General features: G+C 71.6%; 13 protein-coding genes. 4 read left to right on the top strand and 9 right to left on the bottom strand.

The genetic code is table 11. The annotated features are described in order from the left end of the window. Positions 1-29 precede the first annotated feature (29 nt). Positions 30-1,544, bottom strand: coding sequence for an SDR family oxidoreductase (locus ACVHNB_RS22385; RefSeq protein WP_428957763.1), 1,515 nt, complete (start codon positions 1,542-1,544; stop codon positions 30-32). Positions 1,545-1,682: 138 nt separating this feature from the next. Between ACVHNB_RS22385 and ACVHNB_RS22380 the strand changes: the two genes are divergently transcribed. Beyond that, a complete protein-coding gene (locus ACVHNB_RS22380; protein ID WP_428956937.1) occupies positions 1,683-2,204 on the top strand; it encodes a MarR family winged helix-turn-helix transcriptional regulator in 522 nt (173 codons plus the stop codon). A 133-nt stretch (positions 2,205-2,337) separates the two neighbouring features. Continuing rightward, positions 2,338-4,422, top strand: a complete 2,085-nt coding sequence (locus ACVHNB_RS22375; protein WP_456225700.1) for an MMPL family transporter — start codon at positions 2,338-2,340, stop codon at positions 4,420-4,422. Between the two features lie 170 nt (positions 4,423-4,592). On the opposite strand, the gene ACVHNB_RS22370 is transcribed toward ACVHNB_RS22375, so the two are convergent. Next, positions 4,593-5,873, bottom strand: a complete 1,281-nt coding sequence (locus tag ACVHNB_RS22370; RefSeq protein ID WP_428956939.1) for a YeeE/YedE family protein — start codon at positions 5,871-5,873, stop codon at positions 4,593-4,595. A gap of 346 nt (positions 5,874-6,219) precedes the next feature. Beyond that, complete coding sequence (locus tag ACVHNB_RS22365; RefSeq protein WP_456225699.1) at positions 6,220-7,317, bottom strand: glutamate--cysteine ligase; 1,098 nt, start codon at positions 7,315-7,317, stop codon at positions 6,220-6,222. Positions 7,318-7,562: 245 nt separating this feature from the next. On the opposite strand from ACVHNB_RS22365, the gene ACVHNB_RS22360 reads away from it, so the two are divergent. Beyond that, positions 7,563-8,462 carry an oxygenase MpaB family protein gene (locus ACVHNB_RS22360; protein WP_456225698.1) on the top strand — a complete coding sequence of 300 codons (900 nt, stop codon included), beginning with the start codon at positions 7,563-7,565 and terminating at the stop codon, positions 8,460-8,462. A gap of 198 nt (positions 8,463-8,660) precedes the next feature. Then, complete coding sequence (locus ACVHNB_RS22355) at positions 8,661-10,127, top strand: amino acid permease (protein ID WP_456225697.1); 1,467 nt, start codon at positions 8,661-8,663, stop codon at positions 10,125-10,127. A 21-nt stretch (positions 10,128-10,148) separates the two neighbouring features. Here the strand turns inward: ACVHNB_RS22355 and ACVHNB_RS22350 are convergent, their stop codons facing one another. The 6 genes from ACVHNB_RS22350 to ACVHNB_RS22325 form a co-directional block, all read right to left on the bottom strand. Then, positions 10,149-10,364 (bottom strand): hypothetical protein, encoded by a 216-nt coding sequence (locus ACVHNB_RS22350; RefSeq protein WP_428956943.1) that lies wholly within the window; start codon positions 10,362-10,364, stop codon positions 10,149-10,151. Between the two features lie 434 nt (positions 10,365-10,798). Then, the gene (locus ACVHNB_RS22345) at positions 10,799-11,077 is read right to left on the bottom strand and encodes a hypothetical protein (protein ID WP_428956944.1); all 279 of its coding nucleotides are present in this window, start codon (positions 11,075-11,077) and stop codon (positions 10,799-10,801) included. 98 nt (positions 11,078-11,175) lie between these two features. Next, on the bottom strand, positions 11,176-11,868 hold the full coding sequence (locus ACVHNB_RS22340) for a DUF899 family protein (RefSeq protein WP_428956945.1): 693 nt from the start codon (positions 11,866-11,868) through the stop codon (positions 11,176-11,178). A 101-nt stretch (positions 11,869-11,969) separates the two neighbouring features. After that, positions 11,970-14,885, bottom strand: coding sequence for an alpha-glucuronidase family glycosyl hydrolase (locus ACVHNB_RS22335; RefSeq protein WP_456225696.1), 2,916 nt, complete (start codon positions 14,883-14,885; stop codon positions 11,970-11,972). A 255-nt stretch (positions 14,886-15,140) separates the two neighbouring features. Beyond that, positions 15,141-15,299, bottom strand: a complete 159-nt coding sequence (locus tag ACVHNB_RS22330) for a hypothetical protein (RefSeq protein ID WP_456225695.1) — start codon at positions 15,297-15,299, stop codon at positions 15,141-15,143. A gap of 11 nt (positions 15,300-15,310) precedes the next feature. After that, positions 15,311-18,502: a discoidin domain-containing protein gene (locus tag ACVHNB_RS22325; RefSeq protein WP_456225694.1), complete on the bottom strand. Its 3,192-nt coding sequence runs from the start codon at positions 18,500-18,502 to the stop codon at positions 15,311-15,313. Positions 18,503-18,780: the final 278 nt, after the last annotated feature.

Below are 18,780 nucleotides of genomic sequence, written 5' to 3'. Positions count from 1 at the left end.
CCGTCGCGGGAGGCGGCCCGGCGCCCCTTTCACCGGTGGGCGCGGGACCGGCCGACGCGACGCCGTCGCGGCTGTTCTTGGCCGTGCTCCGCGGCGGAGGCGATGTTGCGGGCCATGCCGCCGAACACCACGGAGTGGAAGGGGGCCACGCTCCACCAGTACGCCTGACCGGCCAGGCCCCGCGGGTGGAACAGCGCCCGCTGACGGTAGCGGGACCGGCCGCCGTCCACCGCCTCCACCGACAGTTCGAGCCAGGCGAGTCCGGGCAGGCGCATCTCGGCCCGCAGCCGCAGCAGCCGGCCCGGCTCGATCTCCTCGACGCGCCAGAAGTCCAGGGAGTCACCGATCCGGAGCCGGGCCGCGTCACGCCGCCCGCGCCGCAGTCCCACGCCGCCCACCAGCCGGTCGAGCCAGCCGCGTACCGCCCAGGCCAGCGGGAACGAGTACCAGCCGTGCTCGCCGCCGATGCCCTCCACCACGTCCCACAGCCGCTGCGGCGACGCGTTCACCACGCATTCCCGCTCGTCCGTGTACAGGCTGCCGCCCGCCCAGTCCGGGTCCGTGGGCAAGGGGTCGCTGGGCGCGCCCGGCACCGAGGCGGAGGACCAGCGCGTGGAGACCTGCGCCTGCTGGATCCGGCGCAGCGCAAGCGCCAGGGCCTCGTCGAAAGGGATCGGGGTCCCCGGCGGATCCGGCACCCATGCGGCGATGTCGTGTTCGTGGCAGACGACTTCGTGGCGCAGCGACTCGCACAGCGGCCGGGCGATGGACGCGGGCACCGGGGTCACCAGCCCGACCCAGTGACTGGACAGGCCGGGGCTGAGCATCGGCACGGGGAGCACGAGCCGCCGCGGCAGCCGGGCCTCGGCCGCGTACCGGAACATCATGTCGCGGTAGGTGAGCACGTCGGGGCCGCCGATGTCGAAGGCGCGGGAGACGTGCGACGGCATCGTCGCGCTGCCGACGAGGATCCGCAGCACGTCGCGCACCGCGATCGGCTGGATCCGGGTGCGCACCCAGCTCGGCGTCACCATCACGGGCAGGCGCTCGGTCAGATAGCGCAGCATCTCGAACGACGCCGAACCGGAGCCGATGATCACGGCGGCCCGCAGGACCGTCGTCGGCACCCCGGAGGCGAGCAGGATGTGACCGACCTCGGCACGTGAGCGCAGGTGGGGTGAGAGCTCGTGCTCCGGTACGCCCGCCGGGGTCAGGCCGCCGAGATAGACGATGCGGCCCACGCCGGCCCGGCGGGCCTGCTCGCCGAAGATCCGCGCGGCCTCGCGGTCGGTCCGCTCGAAGTCGTCGCCGGTGCCCAGGGAGTGCACGAGGTAGTAGGCGACGTCCACCCCGGCCAGCGCGTCGGCGAGCGAGGCGGCATCGGTCACGTCGCCGCGGACGATCTCCGTGTCCTTCGCCCAGGGGTGATCGCGCAACTTGTCGGGGGTGCGGGCCAGGCAGCGCACCCGGTGCCCCGCGGCCAGCAGTTCGGGCACCAGCCGGCCGCCGATGTAGCCGCTCGCCCCGGTCACCAGGCAGTGCATCCCGTCGTCGGCCGCGTTCAACGCCACTCCTTCGCTCGGTGCTCTCTCCACCCTCCGCTGCCACCGGCCGGTCCGCCAGTGGGCCGGACCGTCGCGCGCGGCGGCCGGGACCGTCCACGGCGTCGGTAGGGTGGGCAGGTGGACAATCGTGAACCAGGCGGGACCGCCGCGACCAGCGGCCATACGGAGGAGAGCGGCGACGCGGGGTCGGCTCCGCACCCGGATCTGCAGGCCCTCGCCGTCCAGTTGCGTCGTCTCAACGGCGAACTGAACCGCCTCGTCCACGGCTTCGCGGCCGGACAGGGACTGCACCCCACGGACGTCCAGGCACTGGCCGCCATTCTGGATTCCGAGGAGCCGCTGACCCCGAGCGGGCTGCGTCAGCATCTCGGTCTCACGTCCGGCGCGGTCAGCGCGTGCGTGGACCGGCTGGAACGTGCGGGACACATCAACCGGGTCCGGGAGAGCGCGGACCGGCGTGTGGTCCATCTGCACTACGTGCCCGGCGCCCAGGCGCAGGCGCGGAGGTACTTCGGCCCGCTCGCGGAGGCGGCCGACCGGGTCCGCAGCGGTTTCAGCGGACCCGAGCTCGCCGTCGTGCTGAGGTTTCTCAACGACCTCAACGAGGAACTCACGCACACCAAGGGCCCGCAGGCGTAACCGACGCCGCCTGCATCCGATCAGGTGGCCGGGACGGAATCGACTGACGACAGCACCCGCTGCCCACTTAACTCAATCATTAAGATACTTTTCTGTTGAGTTTGTTGTTCCTGCCCTCTGCCTTGGGAGATCCATGTCCCGCACACCACGAGGCGCCCGCTGGCTCGTGCCCCTCGTCCTGCTGATCGTCTGGCTCGCCGTGGGCGGCACGCTGGGCCCGTACGCGGGAAAGCTCGGTGAGGTCGCGACCAACGACCAGGCCGCGTTCCTGCCGCGCAATGCCGAGTCGACCCGCGTGATCGACGCACAGCGCGCGTTCCAGCAGGACGAGACCCTGCCGGCGATCGTCGTGTGGACCGCCGACGACAAGGGCTCGCTCGACGCCGGCCAGCGGGACCGGGCCACCCGCGCGCTGGCACAGCTGCGGGGGACACCCGGGGTGGTCGGGCAGGTGTCGCCCGCCGTGCCCTCGAAGGACGGCAAGGCGCTGCAGGGCATCGTCCAGCTCCGCCCCGACCTCGGCGACAAACTCTCTCCCGCCCTGGACCGCATCGAACGGACGACGGGCGGCGTGCCGGGCACCACGGTCGCCGTCGCGGGACCGGCGGCGAGCCAGGCAGACCTCTCGGGCGCGTTCGCGGGCATCGACGGACTGCTGCTCGTGGTCGCGCTGGTCACGGTCCTGGTGATCCTGCTGCTCGTCTACCGCAGTGTCCTGCTTCCGTTCGTGATCATCATCAGTGCGGTGTTCGCCCTGGGGGCCGCCTGCGCCGTCGTCTACGCCCTCGCGGATCACGACGTCGTCCGTGTCGACGGACAGGTCCAGGGAATCCTGTCGATCCTCGTCATCGGCGCGGCCACCGACTACGCGCTCCTGCTGACCGCGCGCTACCGCGAGGAACTCGCCGCCCGCACCGACCGGTTCGCCGCGATGCGCGCCGCCCTGCGCCAGTCGACCGGGGCGATCGTCGCCAGCGCCGCCACCGTCGCCCTCGGCCTGCTCGCCCTGCTGCTGAGCGACCTCACCAACAACCGCGCGCTCGGCCCGGTCGGCGCGATCGGCATCGTCTGCGCCGTGCTGAGCACCCTCACGTTCCTGCCCGCGGTCCTGGTGCTGCTCGGCAACGCGGCCTACTGGCCCGCGCGTCCGCGCCCCGCCGACGCGGCGGCCGGCGGACACGGCGTGTGGCGCCGGGTCGCGCACGCCGTGCAGCAGTCGCCGCGCAAGATCTGGGCCGTCGCGCTGGCCGGTCTGCTCGTCTGCGCCGCGTTCGCTCCCACCCTGGACTCCAAGGGCGTGCCGCTCGACGAGATCTTCGTCAACGACGCACCGTCCGTCGCCGCCCAGGCGACCTTGGCCGAGCACTTCCCCGGCGGCTCAGGCAACCCGGCCGTGGTGATCGCCGACGCGGAGCACGAGCAAGAGGTCACCCAGCGGGCCAAGGCGACCGAGGGCGTGGCCGACGCGGCGGCCCTGAACGCCCAGGGTCGGCCCGGCGGCGGCCCGGCCCGCGTCGTGGACGGCAGGATCCGGGTCGACGTCACGCTGGACGACCCCGCCGACAGCGACGCGGCCAAGGCGACGGTCTCGCGTCTCCGCACGACCCTGCACGGGATCGACGGCGCCGACACCCTGGTCGGCGGCTACACCGCCCAGCAGTACGACACGCAGACCACCGCGGAGCGGGACCGCAAGCTGATCGTTCCCGTCGTCCTCGCCATCATCCTGGTCATCCTCGTCGGACTGCTCAGGTCCGTCCTGATGCCGCTGCTCCTCGTGGCGACGGTGGCGCTCAACTTCCTCGCCACGCTGGGCATTTCCTCGCTCGTCTTCCAGCACGTCTTCGGCTTCACCGGCACCGACGCCTCCGTGCCGCTCTACGGGTTCGTGTTCCTCGTCGCGCTCGGCGTGGACTACAACATCTTCCTGATGTCCAGGGCCCGCGAGGAGTCGCTGGCCCACGGCGTGCGCGAAGGCATCCTCAAGGCCCTGGTCGCGACGGGAGGCGTCATCACGTCGGCGGGTGTCGTGCTGGCCGCGACGTTCGCCGCGCTCGGCGTCATCCCGCTCGCGTTCCTCGTGCAGATCGCGTTCATCGTGGCGTTCGGCGTCCTGCTCGACACGCTGGTCGTACGGTCGCTGCTCGTCCCGGCACTGGTACGGGACATCGGGCCCAAGGCCTGGTGGCCCGGGCGCCTGAGCCGCAGCGACGACTGACCGGCGCAGGCCCGCGCCGACCCCGACGTCTGACCTCCGCACGGATGTGCCGGGTCAGGCGTCGGGGTCGAGGTGAGGGTCGCCCGCGAGGAGGCCGCGGGCGACGGAGAGAAGGGGCAGTTCGTGCCGCCAGACGCGGGCGCTGACAGGGAGTCCGCCGCGCGGAGCGGTCAGCAGACGCTGTCGGCCGGCTTGGGGTTGCCGAGGCCGAACAGCGGACGCAGCCGTAGCCCCGCCCAGGTGCCGAGAAGGGCGACGGCGCCCCAGATCCAGCCGTGGAGCGAGCCCGAGGCGATCCCCGCCAGATAGGCGCCGATGTTGCAGCCGCCCGCGAGGCGCGCGCCGATCCCCATGAGGATGCCGCCGAGGACCGCGGCGAGCGCCGTTCGGCCGGGGATGCCGCGGTGCAGTTGCCACACACCGCCGGCGGCCGCGGCGACGGCCGCGCCGACCATGATGCCGATGTCGGTGAGGCTGTTCTTGTCGGCGAGCACCGGCCCCGACAACTGGGCGGCACTGCCGGGCTGCTGCCAGTACGCCCAGGTCTCCGGAGAACCGCCGAGCGCACCCACCAGCTTGGAGCCCCACAGGGAGAAGGCGCTCGTGATGCCCCAGGCGCCGCCCGAGACGAGCAGCACACCGGCGCCCAGCACCGCGAGCACCAGGGCGCCCGCGGCCAGCGGCCACGAGCCGCGCACCGCACGGGCCAGCGTGCCGTGCGCCGAGGGCGCGGCGCCGACCGGCGGAGGATTGCGCCGGGCCTGCACGGCGCGTGCGACGAACCAGATCGCGACCAGCGCCACGATGGTCACCGCCCAGGAACCGAACCAGCCGACGTGGTCGGAGAGCAGGAACGGATCGAGCGCGGGCAGGTCGTTCCAGAGCGTGAACTGCCAGGCGGCGAGGGTCGAACCGGTGATGAACCCGAAGAGGGTGAGCACGATCGTGCTCTGTCCCGAGCCGACGGCGAAGAGGGTTCCGGAGGCGCAGGCGCCGCCGAGTTGCATGCCGATGGCGAAGAGGAACGCGCCGACCAGCAGCCCCACCCCGATCGGCCCCGCACTGGGTGCGGGCACCGAACCGAAGAGGCCACTGCCGGTGCCGATGATCAGTGCGAAGAGCGTCGCGGTGGTGCCGAGGAGCAGGGTGTGCGCCCGCAGGCCGGTGCCGTTGCCGACGGCCACGAGCTGGCGCCAGGCGGAGGTGAATCCGAACCGCGAGTGGAACAGCGCGAATCCCAGCGCGATCCCGAGCAGCAGCAGGACGCCGGGTTTGGCACCGTGCTCGACGAAGACGTAGACGGCGAGTGCCGCGCCGATGACGGCGGCGCCGGCCAGCGGCGCCCGCCGGACCGGTGGCGCGGCTTCGGCCTGCGGGGCGGGGGAGGACGTGGGGGCGGGGGAGAGCAGGGCCGCCCGGGGCGGCGCCCCGGCGGAGGGAGCGGTGGTCAAGGCAGGTCTCCGGAGGAGGGAGGGGGGAATGCCGGACTGGCGATGACGGCGCGGGATCGGCACGCCGTAGCGGCGCGACGTGTGGTCAGCGGCGACAGAGCGCGTCGTCGACGCTCCACGGCGTGGCCGCGAAGAGCGCGAGCGCCAGCTGACGAGCGGGTCCGAACATGTGCGCCACTCTAAAGACCTCGGCAAGATCGCAGAAAGGCGTCTCATATCGCGAGCAGGGCGGAGCGGCGCAGAAGAGAGCAGCACAGAGCAGCACAGAGCAGAGCGGCGCAGGGGGAGCGGCGCAGGTGAGAGCTTCTGGGGTCGAGGGGGAGCAGGCGGGCCGCGCCCGGCCCGTTCAATCAGACTGACCGGTGCGTCGCACGCACGCGTCGACGACATCCCGCAGACTGCCGGTGCGGGTGAGGGCCTCCCGCTGTACGCGCGCCCCGTTCCCCTCGTGCAACAGCCGCGCCAGCCGGGACCGGGCCTCGTCGAGATCACCGGCGTCCTCCAGAGCCGGCCGTACGTGGGCGAAGAGCGACTCCACCGCGGAGGCGGCCGGCACCGGTCGCATGAGCTCCGGACAGACGAGCTCCCCGTCCAGGCCGGAACGGCTCGCGCGCCAGGCCGCGAGGCGGAGCAGGGCCACCGGGTGCGCGGCAGGAGGTTCACCGGCCCGCCACTGCCGGGCCGCCGTCTCGGCCAGGCCGCGTACCAGAATGGCCAGGAGCACGGTGGTGGACGCGTCGAGGCAGACGTCGGCCACCCTGACCTCGACGGTCGGATGGGCCGCCGAGAGCCGCGCGTCGAAGTAGATCATCCCCTCGTCGCGCAGCACGCCCGTCGCGACCATGGCGCTGATCTGCCGGTGGTACGCGTCGGCGCCGTCGAAGAGCTCCACCGGTCCCGCCGACGGCCAGCGCCCCCACACCCGACTCCGGTAGCTGCTGTAGCGGGAGTCCTTTCCCTGCCAGAAAGGGGAGTTGGCGCTCAGGGCGAGCAGGACGGACAGCCAGGGCCGGATCTGGTTCAGGATCGCGACCCCCTCCTCGTCGGACTCCACGGACACATGGACGTGGCAGCCGCAGGTGAGCTGCTCCTGCGTGGTCAGCCCGAACTGCTCCTCGAGCCAGCGATGGCGCGGGCCGGTGCCGACGGTGGGGTTCACCGGAAGCGGCGAGGTGGCCAGTGCGGCGATCGCGGCGCCGAGGGTGGCCGCGTGCCGGGCGGCGGCCGCGCGCCACCGGACGATCTCCCGGGCGAGATCCGCCGTCGTATCGCACGGCCGGGTGGCGAACTCCAGCTGCTGGCGGTGGAGTTCGGCCTCGAAGACTTCGTCGGCGCCGTGCTGGTCGCGCGCGGCCATCGCCAGCACCGCGCTCGACAGGGCCCGCGGCTCCCCGCACTCACCGTCGACGAGCAGCAACTCCTCTTCGACCCCGACACTGCGCATCCGAACCGTCCCGACCGAGTAGCGGGCGCCTGCCGGCGCACCTGCTGACGTGTGGAACCGTTCTAGCAGCTCGGTGGTGCGGTACGGGGATCTGCCGGAGGCCACGACACGTCGGAAGCCGTGTCCGCCGACCCGACAGAACTCCGGACGATTCGCGGATCCGTGCGCGGATCGTCTTCCGCTCTGCGCGAGGACCGGGATCATGAGGGGGCACCATCCGCGCGCGGGCTTCAGAGAGGACGTTCATGCGGCGCAATCACTGGCTCGAGCGGATCCGCCGACTGGATCCGGACCGTGACTTCGAGGAGATATACGGCATCAGCTCCACGTACGAATTCCCGTGGGACACCATGCAGGCCCTCGGATTCGCCCTCTACCGCACGTACGCCGTGCCCAGCATCGGCCGACTGCTCAGCCGGACAGGGGAGTTCACGGACCGGACGCAGAAGCGGTACGACGACACGGTGCTCATCCTCGACGCCGTGGGCGAGCACGGCATGGACGCCCCGCGGGGGCGGGAGGCCATCCGCCGGATGAACCAGATGCACCGCGCCTACGACATCACCAACGACGACTACCTCTACGTGCTGTCCACGTTCGTCGTCGTTCCCAAACGGTGGCTCGACGACTACGGCTGGCGGCCCTACTCGCGCCACGAGGTCCGCGCCTCGACCAACTACTACCGCGCGCTCGGCGCCCGCATGAACATCCAGCACATCCCCGCCACCTACGAGGAGTTCGAGGGGTACATGGACTCCTACGAGCGCCGTCACTTCGCCTTCGACGCCGGAGGCCGCGCCGTCTCGGAGGCCACGCTGGAGCTGATGGCCTCCTGGTATCCCGGCCCGCTCGGCCCGGCGATGCGCACCGCCTCACGGTGCCTGATGGACGCGCCGCTGCGGTCCGCGTTCGGCTACGCCGATCCGCCCGCCCCACTGGAACGCGCGGTCCGCGGCGGCATGAGGCTGCGGGGCCGGCTCGTCCGCCTGCTGCCCCCGCGCCGCACACCGCGCTACGCCCGGCAGAGCAGCAATGTCCGCGGATACCCGAAGGGATACCGGGTGTCGGAGCTCGGCACCTTTCCCGGCGGCTGCCCGGTTCCTCATCAGAAGGGCGACAACCCGCCTTCAGGGGAAGAGAAATGATGATGCGTCAGCACCACTGAGGTGCCGGTCGCAAGGCGGCGACCGCGCACCCGGTGGAAGATCCGCGCGGAGTTCGTGAAACGTCCGGGCAACTCCGAGGTCACGTACGAGCGGTAGACAAGATCGACGTCCGGGCGCTCGCCGCACCCGTGCCGCCCGGCCGATCCGTGTCGCCGTTCTACGTGAGGGGAACCACCCGTGAACAGGTCCACCGGAGACACCTCGACAGAGGGGGTGCCGGCGCCGACGGAGGACACCCGGCCGGGGCCGCCCCGAGAGGCGGGCGGCCCCGACGCGACGGGTCGGCCCGAGCGGCTGCGGGAGGCGCTGGGCAACCGCCAGATGTCGATGATCGCCATCGGCGGCGTCATCGGCGCCGGACTCTTCGTCGGCAGCGGGAACGCGATCCGGCAGGCCGGCCCGGCCGTGCTGGTCGCCTACTCCGCCGTGGGCGCGGTGGTCGTCCTGGTGATGCGCATGCTGGCGGAGATGGCGGTCGCCCGGCCCGAGAGCGGCTCCTTCGCCAGTTATGCCGGCCGCTACCTGGGGCCGTGGGCCGGACTGTCCGTCGGCTGGCTGTACGCCTATCAGTGGTGCGTGATCGTCGGCTTCGAGGCGATATCCGGCGCGGCCGTCGCCCACGCGCTGTTCCCCGCGGTGCCCAGCTGGCTGGCGGCGCTGGTGCTGATGCTGGCGCTGATCGCGGTGAACTTCGCGCGGGTCGAGTCGTTCGGCACCTTCGAGTTCTGGTTCGCGATGATCAAGGTGGCGGCGATCGTCGCGTTCCTCGTCGTGGGGCTGGCGGCGGTCCTCGGCACGGTCCCGGGCACCGAGGCGCCGGGCATGTCGAACCTCACCGGGCACGGCGGCTTCGCGCCGCAGGGATGGTCCGCGGTGATCCAGGCGTCCCTCGTGGTGTTCCTCTCCTTCTTCGGAACCGAGGTCGTGACGATCGCCGCGGGCGAGGCGAAGGACCCCGCCTACGCCGTGCGGCGCGGCATCAAGAGCGTGGTGTGGCGCATCCTGCTCTTCTACATCGGCTCGATCGCTCTCGTCGTCACCCTGCTTCCCTGGGACGCGGGCGCCGTGATCGAGAGTCCGTACACGGCCGTGCTCGACCACCTTGACGTGCCGTACGCCGGGACGGTCATGAACCTCATCGTGCTGACCGCTGTCCTGTCCTGCCTCAACTCCGGCCTCTACACGTCGTCCCGGATGCTGCACTCGCTGGCCGAGCGCGGCGAGGCGCCCCGCGTCTTCGCCCGGACGACCCGCCAGGGCGTTCCCGCGGTCGCCGTGCTCGTGGCGTCCAGCGCGGGCCTGCTCACGGTGGTGGCCAACTACTTCCTTCCGACCGCGGCCGTCTACCAGTTCCTCATCGACTCGTCCGGGTCGGTGGCCGTCGTGGTGTACCTGTGCATCACGGTGACGCATCTGCGCGGCCGCAGGCGTCTGGAGAAGGAGACACCGAGCACCCTCGCGCTGCGCATGTGGGCCTACCCCTACCTCAGCCTGCTGGTCCTCGTGGTGCTGCTGGTGATCATCGGAGGCATGGCGGCGAGCGAGGCGAGCCGCCGCTCCCTGCTGCTGACGCTGCTGGTCACGGCGGTGGCCTGTGCGGCCGGCGTGTGGCACGAGCGGACGCGGCGGCGCGGGCGGGAGTGAGCCGGGCCCCTGGAAGGGTTCTCAGTGGATCAGCGGCGTCAGGACGTCCAACGCGTACTCGAGCCCTTCCGGCCGGAGCGCCTCCCCGTACAGCGGAAGGAGGGGCAGGACCGCGCACCCTTCCGGGACGGTCTGGTGATCGATCTCCCAGCGGAGATCCGGTGTGCCCGGCTGCGTGGTCGCCACGACGAACAGCGGTGCGGCGCACCCGCGGCACAGGTAGTGGCGACGGCTCATGACTCCCTCTCGCGTGGACCCACGTGATGAGAGGATTCTGCGCGCTCGGCGCCGATCACGCTTCCGGAGCGGCGCGACCGGCCGCAGGGCGGCCGCACGGAGTTCCGCCTCACGGAGATCCGTAGAGATCCGTAAGGCGGAAGGGGGGCCTGATTTTGTGAGGGGTGTCGGTGACGCCGGAGCGTGCAGGCGTCCGGCGTCACCGACAGCGGTGGGGGACCAGCGCCCGTGCTCACGGGGCGCTGCCTTTCTCTTTCTTTCCGCGCTTGGGCCGGACGTGGATGCAGCGTCCGGTCACGAGTTTGAGGTCAGGGGAAACCGGGCCTCGTAGAGCGGGCGCGTCCCTGGGCGCGTCCCTGGGCCCGTCCCCGGGCGCGAGAAGAGGGCGGCGGACGGCGTCGCTGGCGGACGGCTGGGCGGGGCCACGTCGGCGATCAGGACGCGTTCCGGTACGCGACGTGTGTCATGTGGGCGATGTTGCAGACGGCGAGGGCCCAGATGATGCCGGCGCCCCAGGCGGTGGCGGTGCCGGCGGTGGACAGCGACAGCCAGAGCACGAGGGTGACGACGCCGGCAGCCAGAGCGAGGGGGTCCGTGTAGGCGCCCAGACGAGCAGGACGAGGGCCGCCGGCGTGCCGTGCCAGCTGTACTTCACGCGCGAGGACGCCGCAGCCGAACACCGCTACTCCGCACCACAGCAGCCATTCGTTCATCGTGTTCCCCAGCAGTCCGTGCGCCGTTCATTGACCTCCACATTCTTACTCGAAGTAACCATCTCGTCGCTCTGGGCCCCGATCCGCCGATCGGGGCCTCAGCTGCCCTCGCCGTACGCCGCCGCGATTTCCTGCGGCGACGCCCACCGGCTGTACGTGGGCCCCTGCGGCCACCCTTCCGGCGAGTCCTGCCAGACCTCCTGGCGCCCGTACGGCAGCACGTCGACCAGGGCGAACAGATGGCTCAGCTGCTCGGTGCCGCGGCCGTCCGTGTGCCAGGTCCGGTACACCGTGTCGCCGTCGCGCAGGAACACGTTGACCGCGAACCCCGCGTCCGGCGGTGCGCCGACATCGCTGCCGAACGAGCTGTTCGCCGTCGAGTACCAGGTCATCGTGTTCCCGACCTTGCGCTTGTAGGCGAGCGCCTCGTCGATCGGGCCCTGGGTGACGATCACGAACCGGGCGTCGAACTTCTCCAGTCCCGCGAGCCGGGTGAACTGGGAGGTGAAACCGGTGCAGCCGCCGCACTGCCACTCCGCGCCCGCGTGCCACATGTGGCTGTAGACGATCAGCTGCGGGTGTTCACCGAAGACTTCGGCGAGCCGGACCGGACCGTTCTCGCCCTCCAGCACGTAGTCGGGCATCTCGACCATCGGCAGCCGTCGGCGCTGGGCGGCGATGGCGTCGAGTTCCCGGGTGGCGGCCTTCTCCCGGACGCGCAGCGCGGCCAGTTCCTTCTCCCAGGTGGCGGCGTCGACGACGGGTGGCAAGGCGTTCTTCTCGGCGGACATGGTCCCTCCAGGCGGTCGGGTGCGTGTCTGGAGGTACGACTCCCCGGGCGACCGGAAGTCATCGGCGGCCGCCCAGGAACCCCGGACACGCACCTGACGTGCTAGTCCTCCGCCAGCACCACGCAGGCGCTGAGGTGCCAGGTCTCGTCCTCCTTCGCGGAGAGTTCCAGGTCCACCTCGCCGCCGGCGGAGCCGCCGTCCAGCGGGACCTCCAGCCAGGTGAACTCCCGGCCGTCGAGCTGCTCGCTCCGGGCCTTCTCGACCCCGTCCACCCGGACGATCAGCGTTCTGTTGAAGGTGTTGGGGTCCCCGGTGAGCAGATGCGCGGTGCAGCGCCCTGCGGGCAGCTTCAGCCGCAGGACGGCGGGGGCGCTGTCACGTACGTAGTCCCGGCGCACGACATCGAAGAGTCCGGTGTCCGTGGCGTCGGGCGTGTTGCCGACCCAGCCGAAATCCGCGCCCTCGTGCCACGTGCCGGCGGGGGAGAGGCGGGTGTAGTCCTTCAGGACCGGTGACGAGTCGGTCCCGGCGTCCAGAGCGTGCACACAGCGGGCGGCCGGCGGGACGACGACGGCCTTGGCCCGGCTGCGCAGCGAGGCGTCGAGGACCGGCACGGAACCCGACCGCGGGCGCGCGTGCAGCGTCGCGAGCCCCGGGCCCGGCGGCGGGACGACGGCCATCTTCACCGTCTCGTCCTCCCGCGAGCCCACGTAGCAGGTCGCCTCCTCGGACCGCCAGCCGTCGGGTACGTCGAGCGTGGTCACCGTGCGCAGTCCGGAGCCGGTCGCGTTGACGATCTGCACCGGCAGTTCGTTGCGCTCCCCGCCCAGCAGTGCCGTGTCGGCCGGCGCGACGACCGCCTGGATCCAGCTGCGCCGCTCGTCGCGGACGCGGCTCTGCTCGAACCAGTAGGCCACCAGGGTGTCCCGCCACTCGGCGGCCCGGTCGATCTGCTCCCCGAACAGGCGGTGCACGTCGCCGAACCGCCGGTGGTCGATGCGGCGGCGCAGTTCGTCCCAGTCCGCGCGCATGTCCGTCACCCGCGCCGCACCGGAGAAGTGCGTGTCGTAGATGTGCTGGATCACGGTCTTTCCGCTGTCCAGCCGGTGGGTGTACGGGACATGGTGCAGGAAGAGCAGCAGTTCCTCGGGGCAGCTCTCCAGCGACTCGTACGTGTCCCGCGTCGCCGGCGCGTACAGCTCGGTGTAGCCGTTGCCGGTGGCGGCGGTGCGGTCGTAGCCGATGCCCTCGCGGTCCGACTTGTGGAACTGGGTGGTCGTCGTCGGGCTTGGATCGAAGTGCCCGGTCACCGAGCCGTCCGGCGGGTGGGTGAGGTATCCGGTGCCCAGGGGCGAGGTGTAGTCCTCATAGGTGTGCCAGGAGCCGAGCAGCAGGGCGGAGACGGTGGCGACGACGTGGGCGTCGTTGCCGAAGGTCATCCGGGTCCACTCGGTGGCCAGCTCCTGCGCCGACAGGTCCGGGTTCCAGGCGAGCCGCCCGTAGCCGTGGGTGTTGGCGGCGGCCAGGTGGGAGCCTGTCCAGTTCCGGGCGTCGCCGAAGTTCATCACGCCGGCGAATCCGAAGTGCGCGTAGGAGTGCACGCGGCCGGTCACGACGCGGGCCACGGTGCTGCCCTCACCGGCCTTGAGCGTGTCGAAGTCCAGGACCTCCTTCCACTGCGGCACGAGGTAGCACAGGTGGGTGGCGTGTCCGGTGTACTCCTGCGTCACCTGGAGCTCGATCATCGAGTTGGTGTGCGGCAGGGATCCGAAGAGGGGGTGGGCGGGTTCGCGGACCTGGAAGTCGATCGGCCCGTTCTTGATCTGCACGACAGCGTTGTCGGCGAACGTGCCGTCCAGCGGCGTGAAGTCGTCGTAGCCCTGCCGGTCCCACTTCGCGTCGGTGTCGTGCACGAACGCGCGCCACATCACGATGCCGCCGTACGGGCGCAGCGCTTCCGCCAGCAGGTTGGCCCCGTCGGCGTGGGTGCGCCCGTAGTCCAACGGCCCCGGCCGGCCCTCCGAGTTGGCCTTCACGAGGAAGCCGCCGAAGCCCTCGATCTTGTCGTGGATCTCCTTGGCCTTCTTCGTCCACCAGTCGCGCACCTTCTGGTCGAAGGGGTCGGCGGTGTCCAGCCCGTCCAGGTCGATGGGGGCGGCGAAGTTCGCGGTGACGTACAGCGTCACGCCGTAGCGGCGCAGCACGCCGGCCAGCGCGGACAGCTTGGTGAGGAACGGCTCGGCGAGGTATTCCGCGGGCGTGTTGACGTTGTTGATCACGGCGCCGTTGATGCCGAGCGAGGCGAGGACGCGCGCGTAGTCGGTGTACCGCTCGTCGAGCCGCGGCAGCTCTTCCCAGTCGAAGAAGGACCGGCCCGCGTAGCCGCGCTCGATCGAACCGTCGTCGTTGTCCCAGTGGTCGGCCACCCGCAGCGGCGCGGCCGGGCTCTCCTTGAGGTCGACGTGCTCCAGCGGCTGCCGGGTCTGGACGAGTCGCAGTAGGTGGAACGCGCCGTAGAGCACACCGCGGTCGGCGCGGGCCGCGATCACGGTCCAGGTCGTGCCGCGCTCGGTGACCCGGCGGATCACGTAGCCCTCGTCGCCCAGTGCGTCCAGGTCGGAGGCGGGGACGAGTGCGCGGATCAGCGCGGAACTCGTCGGGGTGCCCACGACGAGCGCCCCGCCCGAGGGGGCGTCGGCGCGCGGCTTCAGAGGTGTGCCGAGCAGTCCGGTGAGTCCGCGGACCAGCTCGTCCACCGCGGACTGCTGAAGGGGCCCGCCTCCTTGCCGGACCAGGGCTCCCAAGGCGGCCCGGTAGCGCTTGAGCTGACCGGAGTCCTCGACCCGCCGGTAGCGCAGCCACAGCTCGTAACCGTCCTCGGCGGGCAGGGCGGCCGCCGACCGGTCGGAGGTGAAGGCCGGCTGTGCCGACGCCGGGGCGGACAGAGCGAGTGAACCGGCCACGCTTCCCAGCGCAGCCGCGGACAGGACGCTGCGGCGCCGTATTCCTGAGCTCATGTCTCTCACTTCCGTCGATGAACGAACAGTGCGCATCCAGGCCAGGACCAAGCTCCGCAACCGTCACATGCGCCACTACAGGTGTCAACGGAACCAACCACAAAGGAACATGGAAGTCTCGGGTGATCAATCGCTGTGATTCATAAGTGAGTTGATTACCTCGTGCTGCGCCCATGCTCAGGGCTGCATCAAGGCGAGATCTCTACATACGTGAACAGTGGTCGCGTATACCTACGATCAAAACTCAACAGGAAGTCAGCCGATGAGTGTCTGCTGCGGGCGGCCCGGTTCGGTGTCCCGCACGCCGTCCAGGGGCGTCTGCGCCGCACTCTTCTCCCGGATCAGGAATTCATGGCGGACGCCGTGTCTCCCCGGCCGGTCGGCCGGGGAGACACGGGCCTCATGGCCCTGCACGGAAGTCCGGCTCAGGCCACGGAAAGCCGGACGAGCCGTGCGCCGACTCGCTTCGAGCCGTCGCCGTCGCCGTCGACCTTGAACGAGACGTAGCGGGCTGTGCCGTCCGTGACGGCGAGCCGGTGAACGCGTCCCCGGCCGTCGGTCCTGCCGACGGCGCGGTACGCGATCCCGTCGTTGCTGAACTCCACCTGGGCGCCGGGAGCCCCGGACCGCGCCCACTCGGCTTCCACGCTGCGCACCGGCAGTTCCGCTCCGAGGTCCACGACCATGCGGCCGCCCCCGCCAGGAGTCCACTGGGTGTCCGGGTCGCCGTCGACCGCGGCTGCCGGGTCGGACATACCGGCGGGCAGCGGACTGGTGGGGAAGACCGTCCTGCCGAGGGCCAGGTCGCTCTTGGGATAGGCGGCGGCGCGCCGCAGCGTGGCCGTCGTCTCCCGGCCGGCCCGCACCACCACGACCTCGCTCTGCCCCTGCGCCTCGACGCGGACACGGCAGGCGGCGCCGGACAGGCGCAGCGTCGCTCCGTCGACGACCCGGACGCGCAGCCCGGACGGCAGCGACGCCCCCGAGAGCGGAGCGAGCGTGAACCGGGGCGCGAGGAGGACGGCCTGCGCGGAGCCCAGTTCCGCGTCGTACGCGGTGCCGTCGCGGGTCACCGTCTGGACGCCCTCGAAGAACAGCTTGCGCGGCCCGGCCTGCGGCACGTCGACGCGCGCGCCGACCGCGGCGTCGGACAGGTTGAACAGGCTCAGATGGCCGTCGGTGAACGCCGCCCGCAACGCGGTGTGATCCGTCGTGGGGGCGGGCCTGTTCGCGTGGGCCCGCAGGGCGTCGGCCGAGGAGGCCGGGAATCCCTCGACCACGACGGACGCCGCGGGCCCGTCGGCCAGGATGATCGTGTCGTCCTGCACGGTCAGCGGCAGGTCCGTGCCGCGGACGACGAGTCCGGCCCGGCCGTCCACGTCGAGCCAGCCGCCGCGGCTGGACACCGCGGGGGTCGGCCAGGCGACGAGGTCGTCCCAGTGCTCCCCGTCCGTCGAGCCCTGCACGCAGTAGGCGCGCCCCGCCGCCGCCTCCCAGCGCAGCGTGACCCGGTCGACATCGTGGGCGGCGCCGAGATCCACGGCCAACCAGCTGTCCGCGCGGGAGCGATCGGCCTTGGACACGGCCCAGCGGGTCGCCGTGTCGCCGTCGACCGCCAGGCCCGGACCCTTGCCGGTGTCGGAGGAGGACGCCGTCGCCGTCCCGCCCCGGGCGAGGTCCGCGGTGTCCGCGCCGCCGTGGATCTCGACGGCGTACAGCGAGTACCCGTACGCCGGATCGGGGCGGACGCCGAGCATGCGGACGTGCCGGACCGTGGTGGAGGAGAAGGCGAGTTCGTCGACGCGGCCCGCCGACGGGGCGGGGGAGGCGTCCTTGGCCTTCACCGAGGCCTCGCCCTCCTCGAACCGGTAGGCGCGGGCGCCGTCGAGGCCCGCCACACCCGGCATCGTCAGGTTGTGTATCTCGAGGTGCCCCTCCCCGGCGGAAGTGCCCTCCGTCGCGTAGACGACCGCGCCCGTGGGCAGCGTCGTGAAGCCCGCGTGGCCGCTCTCCAGACGCAGCATCGTCGCGCTGCCGTCGTAGCCGTCGCGCACGGACTCGTACAGCCGCACCGTCCGCCCGGAGACCTTGCCCGCCGTCGTCGGCAGGAACATCGGGGTGGCGCCGCTGAGCCGGAACAGCCAGTTGTCGTGGGCGGGCTGCCAGGCGAACTTCACGAAGCCGGACTTGCTGACCGCGCCCGACCACGCCGCGGAGGACTGGTGGGAGACGAGGCCGGGGCCCGGTCCGAAGTCGGTCACGCCGGAGCCCCGCTCGAACAGCTCGGCGCGCGAGAGCGGGCGCACCGCACGGCCGGCCGCGGCCGCCCACACGTGCAGCAGATAGCTGATGGCGATCTCCGCCCGCGCCTCCGGCTCGTACTTGGGCTCGCCCGAGAACTTGGCCAGCCGGTACTCGGGCGGGTACTTCTGGTAGGCCTCCAGGCGGTCGGCGAGCTCCTGCTCCGCGCGTGCCGCCGCGCGGTCGCCCGTCACCTGGGCCAGGAAGGCGAGCGGGATCACGTCCCTGCCGTAGAGATGCTCGCGGTCGTTCACCATCGGCATCAGCGGCTCACCGGCGTCGCTCATCACGCCCAGCAGGGTGTGCCACAGCGGGCTCGCGTTGGGCTGCCGGGTGAGGACCTCGGGCAACGGCCGCCCGGCCGCGAGAAAGTGGGCCGCGTTGCGACCGGAGGTGCGCCACAGCTCCTCCTGGTAGTGCGGGCCGAAGGAGCCGTGGTTCTCGACGATGAACGTGTCGTACAGGTTGCGCGCCGTGTTGTCGGAGACGGGCACGCCGTCCACGCGGGCCGGGTTGGCGAGGTCGGCCTGCGGCAGACCGGCCTCGTTGCGCGACCACGTCCCGTAGGCGGACGCCCAGGCGGACCGGCGGTCGTCGTCGGGGGCCCAGGCCAGAGCGGGCGCGAGCGTCTGCGCGTACAGGCCCATCTCCTCCAGCTTGGTGTCTCCCACATGGCCGCCGTTCAACCCGTTGGGGGTCCAGTCGCCCGAGTCGGGGTCGTCGCCCGTGCCCAACGCCGTCGTGTAGGCGGCCTGTTCGCGCGTGATGGTGTCGATGCGGGCGCGTGTCGTGCTGTCCAGGTCGTCCCACAGCAGGCGTGCCGCGAGCACGAAGTACGACTGGAACGTGGTGTCGAAGAACAGCTTGCGGCCCCACTCGGTGCCGCCGGTGAGCCGGTTGGTGGCGGCGAAGCGACGGATCGTGGCGAGGGTGCGCTCCTTGAGCGTCGCGCGGTCGACACCGGCCCGGTCGCTGTCGTACGTGCCGTGGGTGAGCAGGACCGCGTGCCCGAGGACCACCGCGAAGCCGAAGTCCTTGCCGGTGTAGGCCCCCTGGGACGCGTCCCACTGGGTCTCGGACCAGTGGGTGTGGTCGAGCAGGACGCGGTGGTAGATCGCCGCGATCGCGTCCGGAGGAGTGCCGGTGCCGTCGTCCGCCCTCGCCGGAGTGGTCCCGAGCGTCGCGGGAAGAACGGTCAAGGCGCCGGTGATACCGAGGAGTTGGAGAAATCTCCGGCGGTCGACCTCGGGAAGTGCGTGCGGCACGGCTGGGTCCTCTCGGGTGGACAACGTTGTCAAGGAGGGGGTGGCGCTCATTCTTGAGTGATGCGGTGAGAGGCGTCAACGGGTGTGACGTGCGAGATCCGCGACCGGTCCGCAGCGGTGGCTTGCTGGATGCGGCTGCCGGGGTGGGTCTGGTCGTGCGGCATGGGGCGGCTGTCGATGACCGCGCGGGGTGCGGTCGTGAGGCCGTGCGGTCGTGCGGGGAGGGCCGGTCCGTTCCGTTTCCTCGGGGCTGGTTCGGGGAGTGCCTGACGAACTGTGGGTAATGGTTATACGCTCCGTGAAGCGGTCGTCGGTCGGCCGCTGCGGCT

Source organism: Streptomyces sp. YJ-C3, from assembly GCF_053891275.1.
Note: the sequence above shows the minus strand (reverse complement) of the source record. Positions and strands in the feature narration are given on the sequence as shown.

Coding starts and splice junctions, on each gene's coding strand:
- ACVHNB_RS22385 (WP_428957763.1), bottom strand. CDS start 1,544: ATGCACTGCCTGGTGACCGGGGCGAGCGGCTACATCGGCGGCCGGCTG.
- ACVHNB_RS22375 (WP_456225700.1), top strand. CDS start 2,338: ATGTCCCGCACACCACGAGGCGCCCGCTGGCTCGTGCCCCTCGTCCTG.
- ACVHNB_RS22365 (WP_456225699.1), bottom strand. CDS start 7,317: ATGCGCAGTGTCGGGGTCGAAGAGGAGTTGCTGCTCGTCGACGGTGAG.
- ACVHNB_RS22360 (WP_456225698.1), top strand. CDS start 7,563: ATGCGGCGCAATCACTGGCTCGAGCGGATCCGCCGACTGGATCCGGAC.
- ACVHNB_RS22350 (WP_428956943.1), bottom strand. CDS start 10,364: ATGAGCCGTCGCCACTACCTGTGCCGCGGGTGCGCCGCACCGCTGTTC.
- ACVHNB_RS22345 (WP_428956944.1), bottom strand. CDS start 11,077: ATGAACGAATGGCTGCTGTGGTGCGGAGTAGCGGTGTTCGGCTGCGGC.
- ACVHNB_RS22340 (WP_428956945.1), bottom strand. CDS start 11,868: ATGTCCGCCGAGAAGAACGCCTTGCCACCCGTCGTCGACGCCGCCACC.
- ACVHNB_RS22335 (WP_456225696.1), bottom strand. CDS start 14,885: ATGAGCTCAGGAATACGGCGCCGCAGCGTCCTGTCCGCGGCTGCGCTG.
- ACVHNB_RS22325 (WP_456225694.1), bottom strand. CDS start 18,502: ATGAGCGCCACCCCCTCCTTGACAACGTTGTCCACCCGAGAGGACCCA.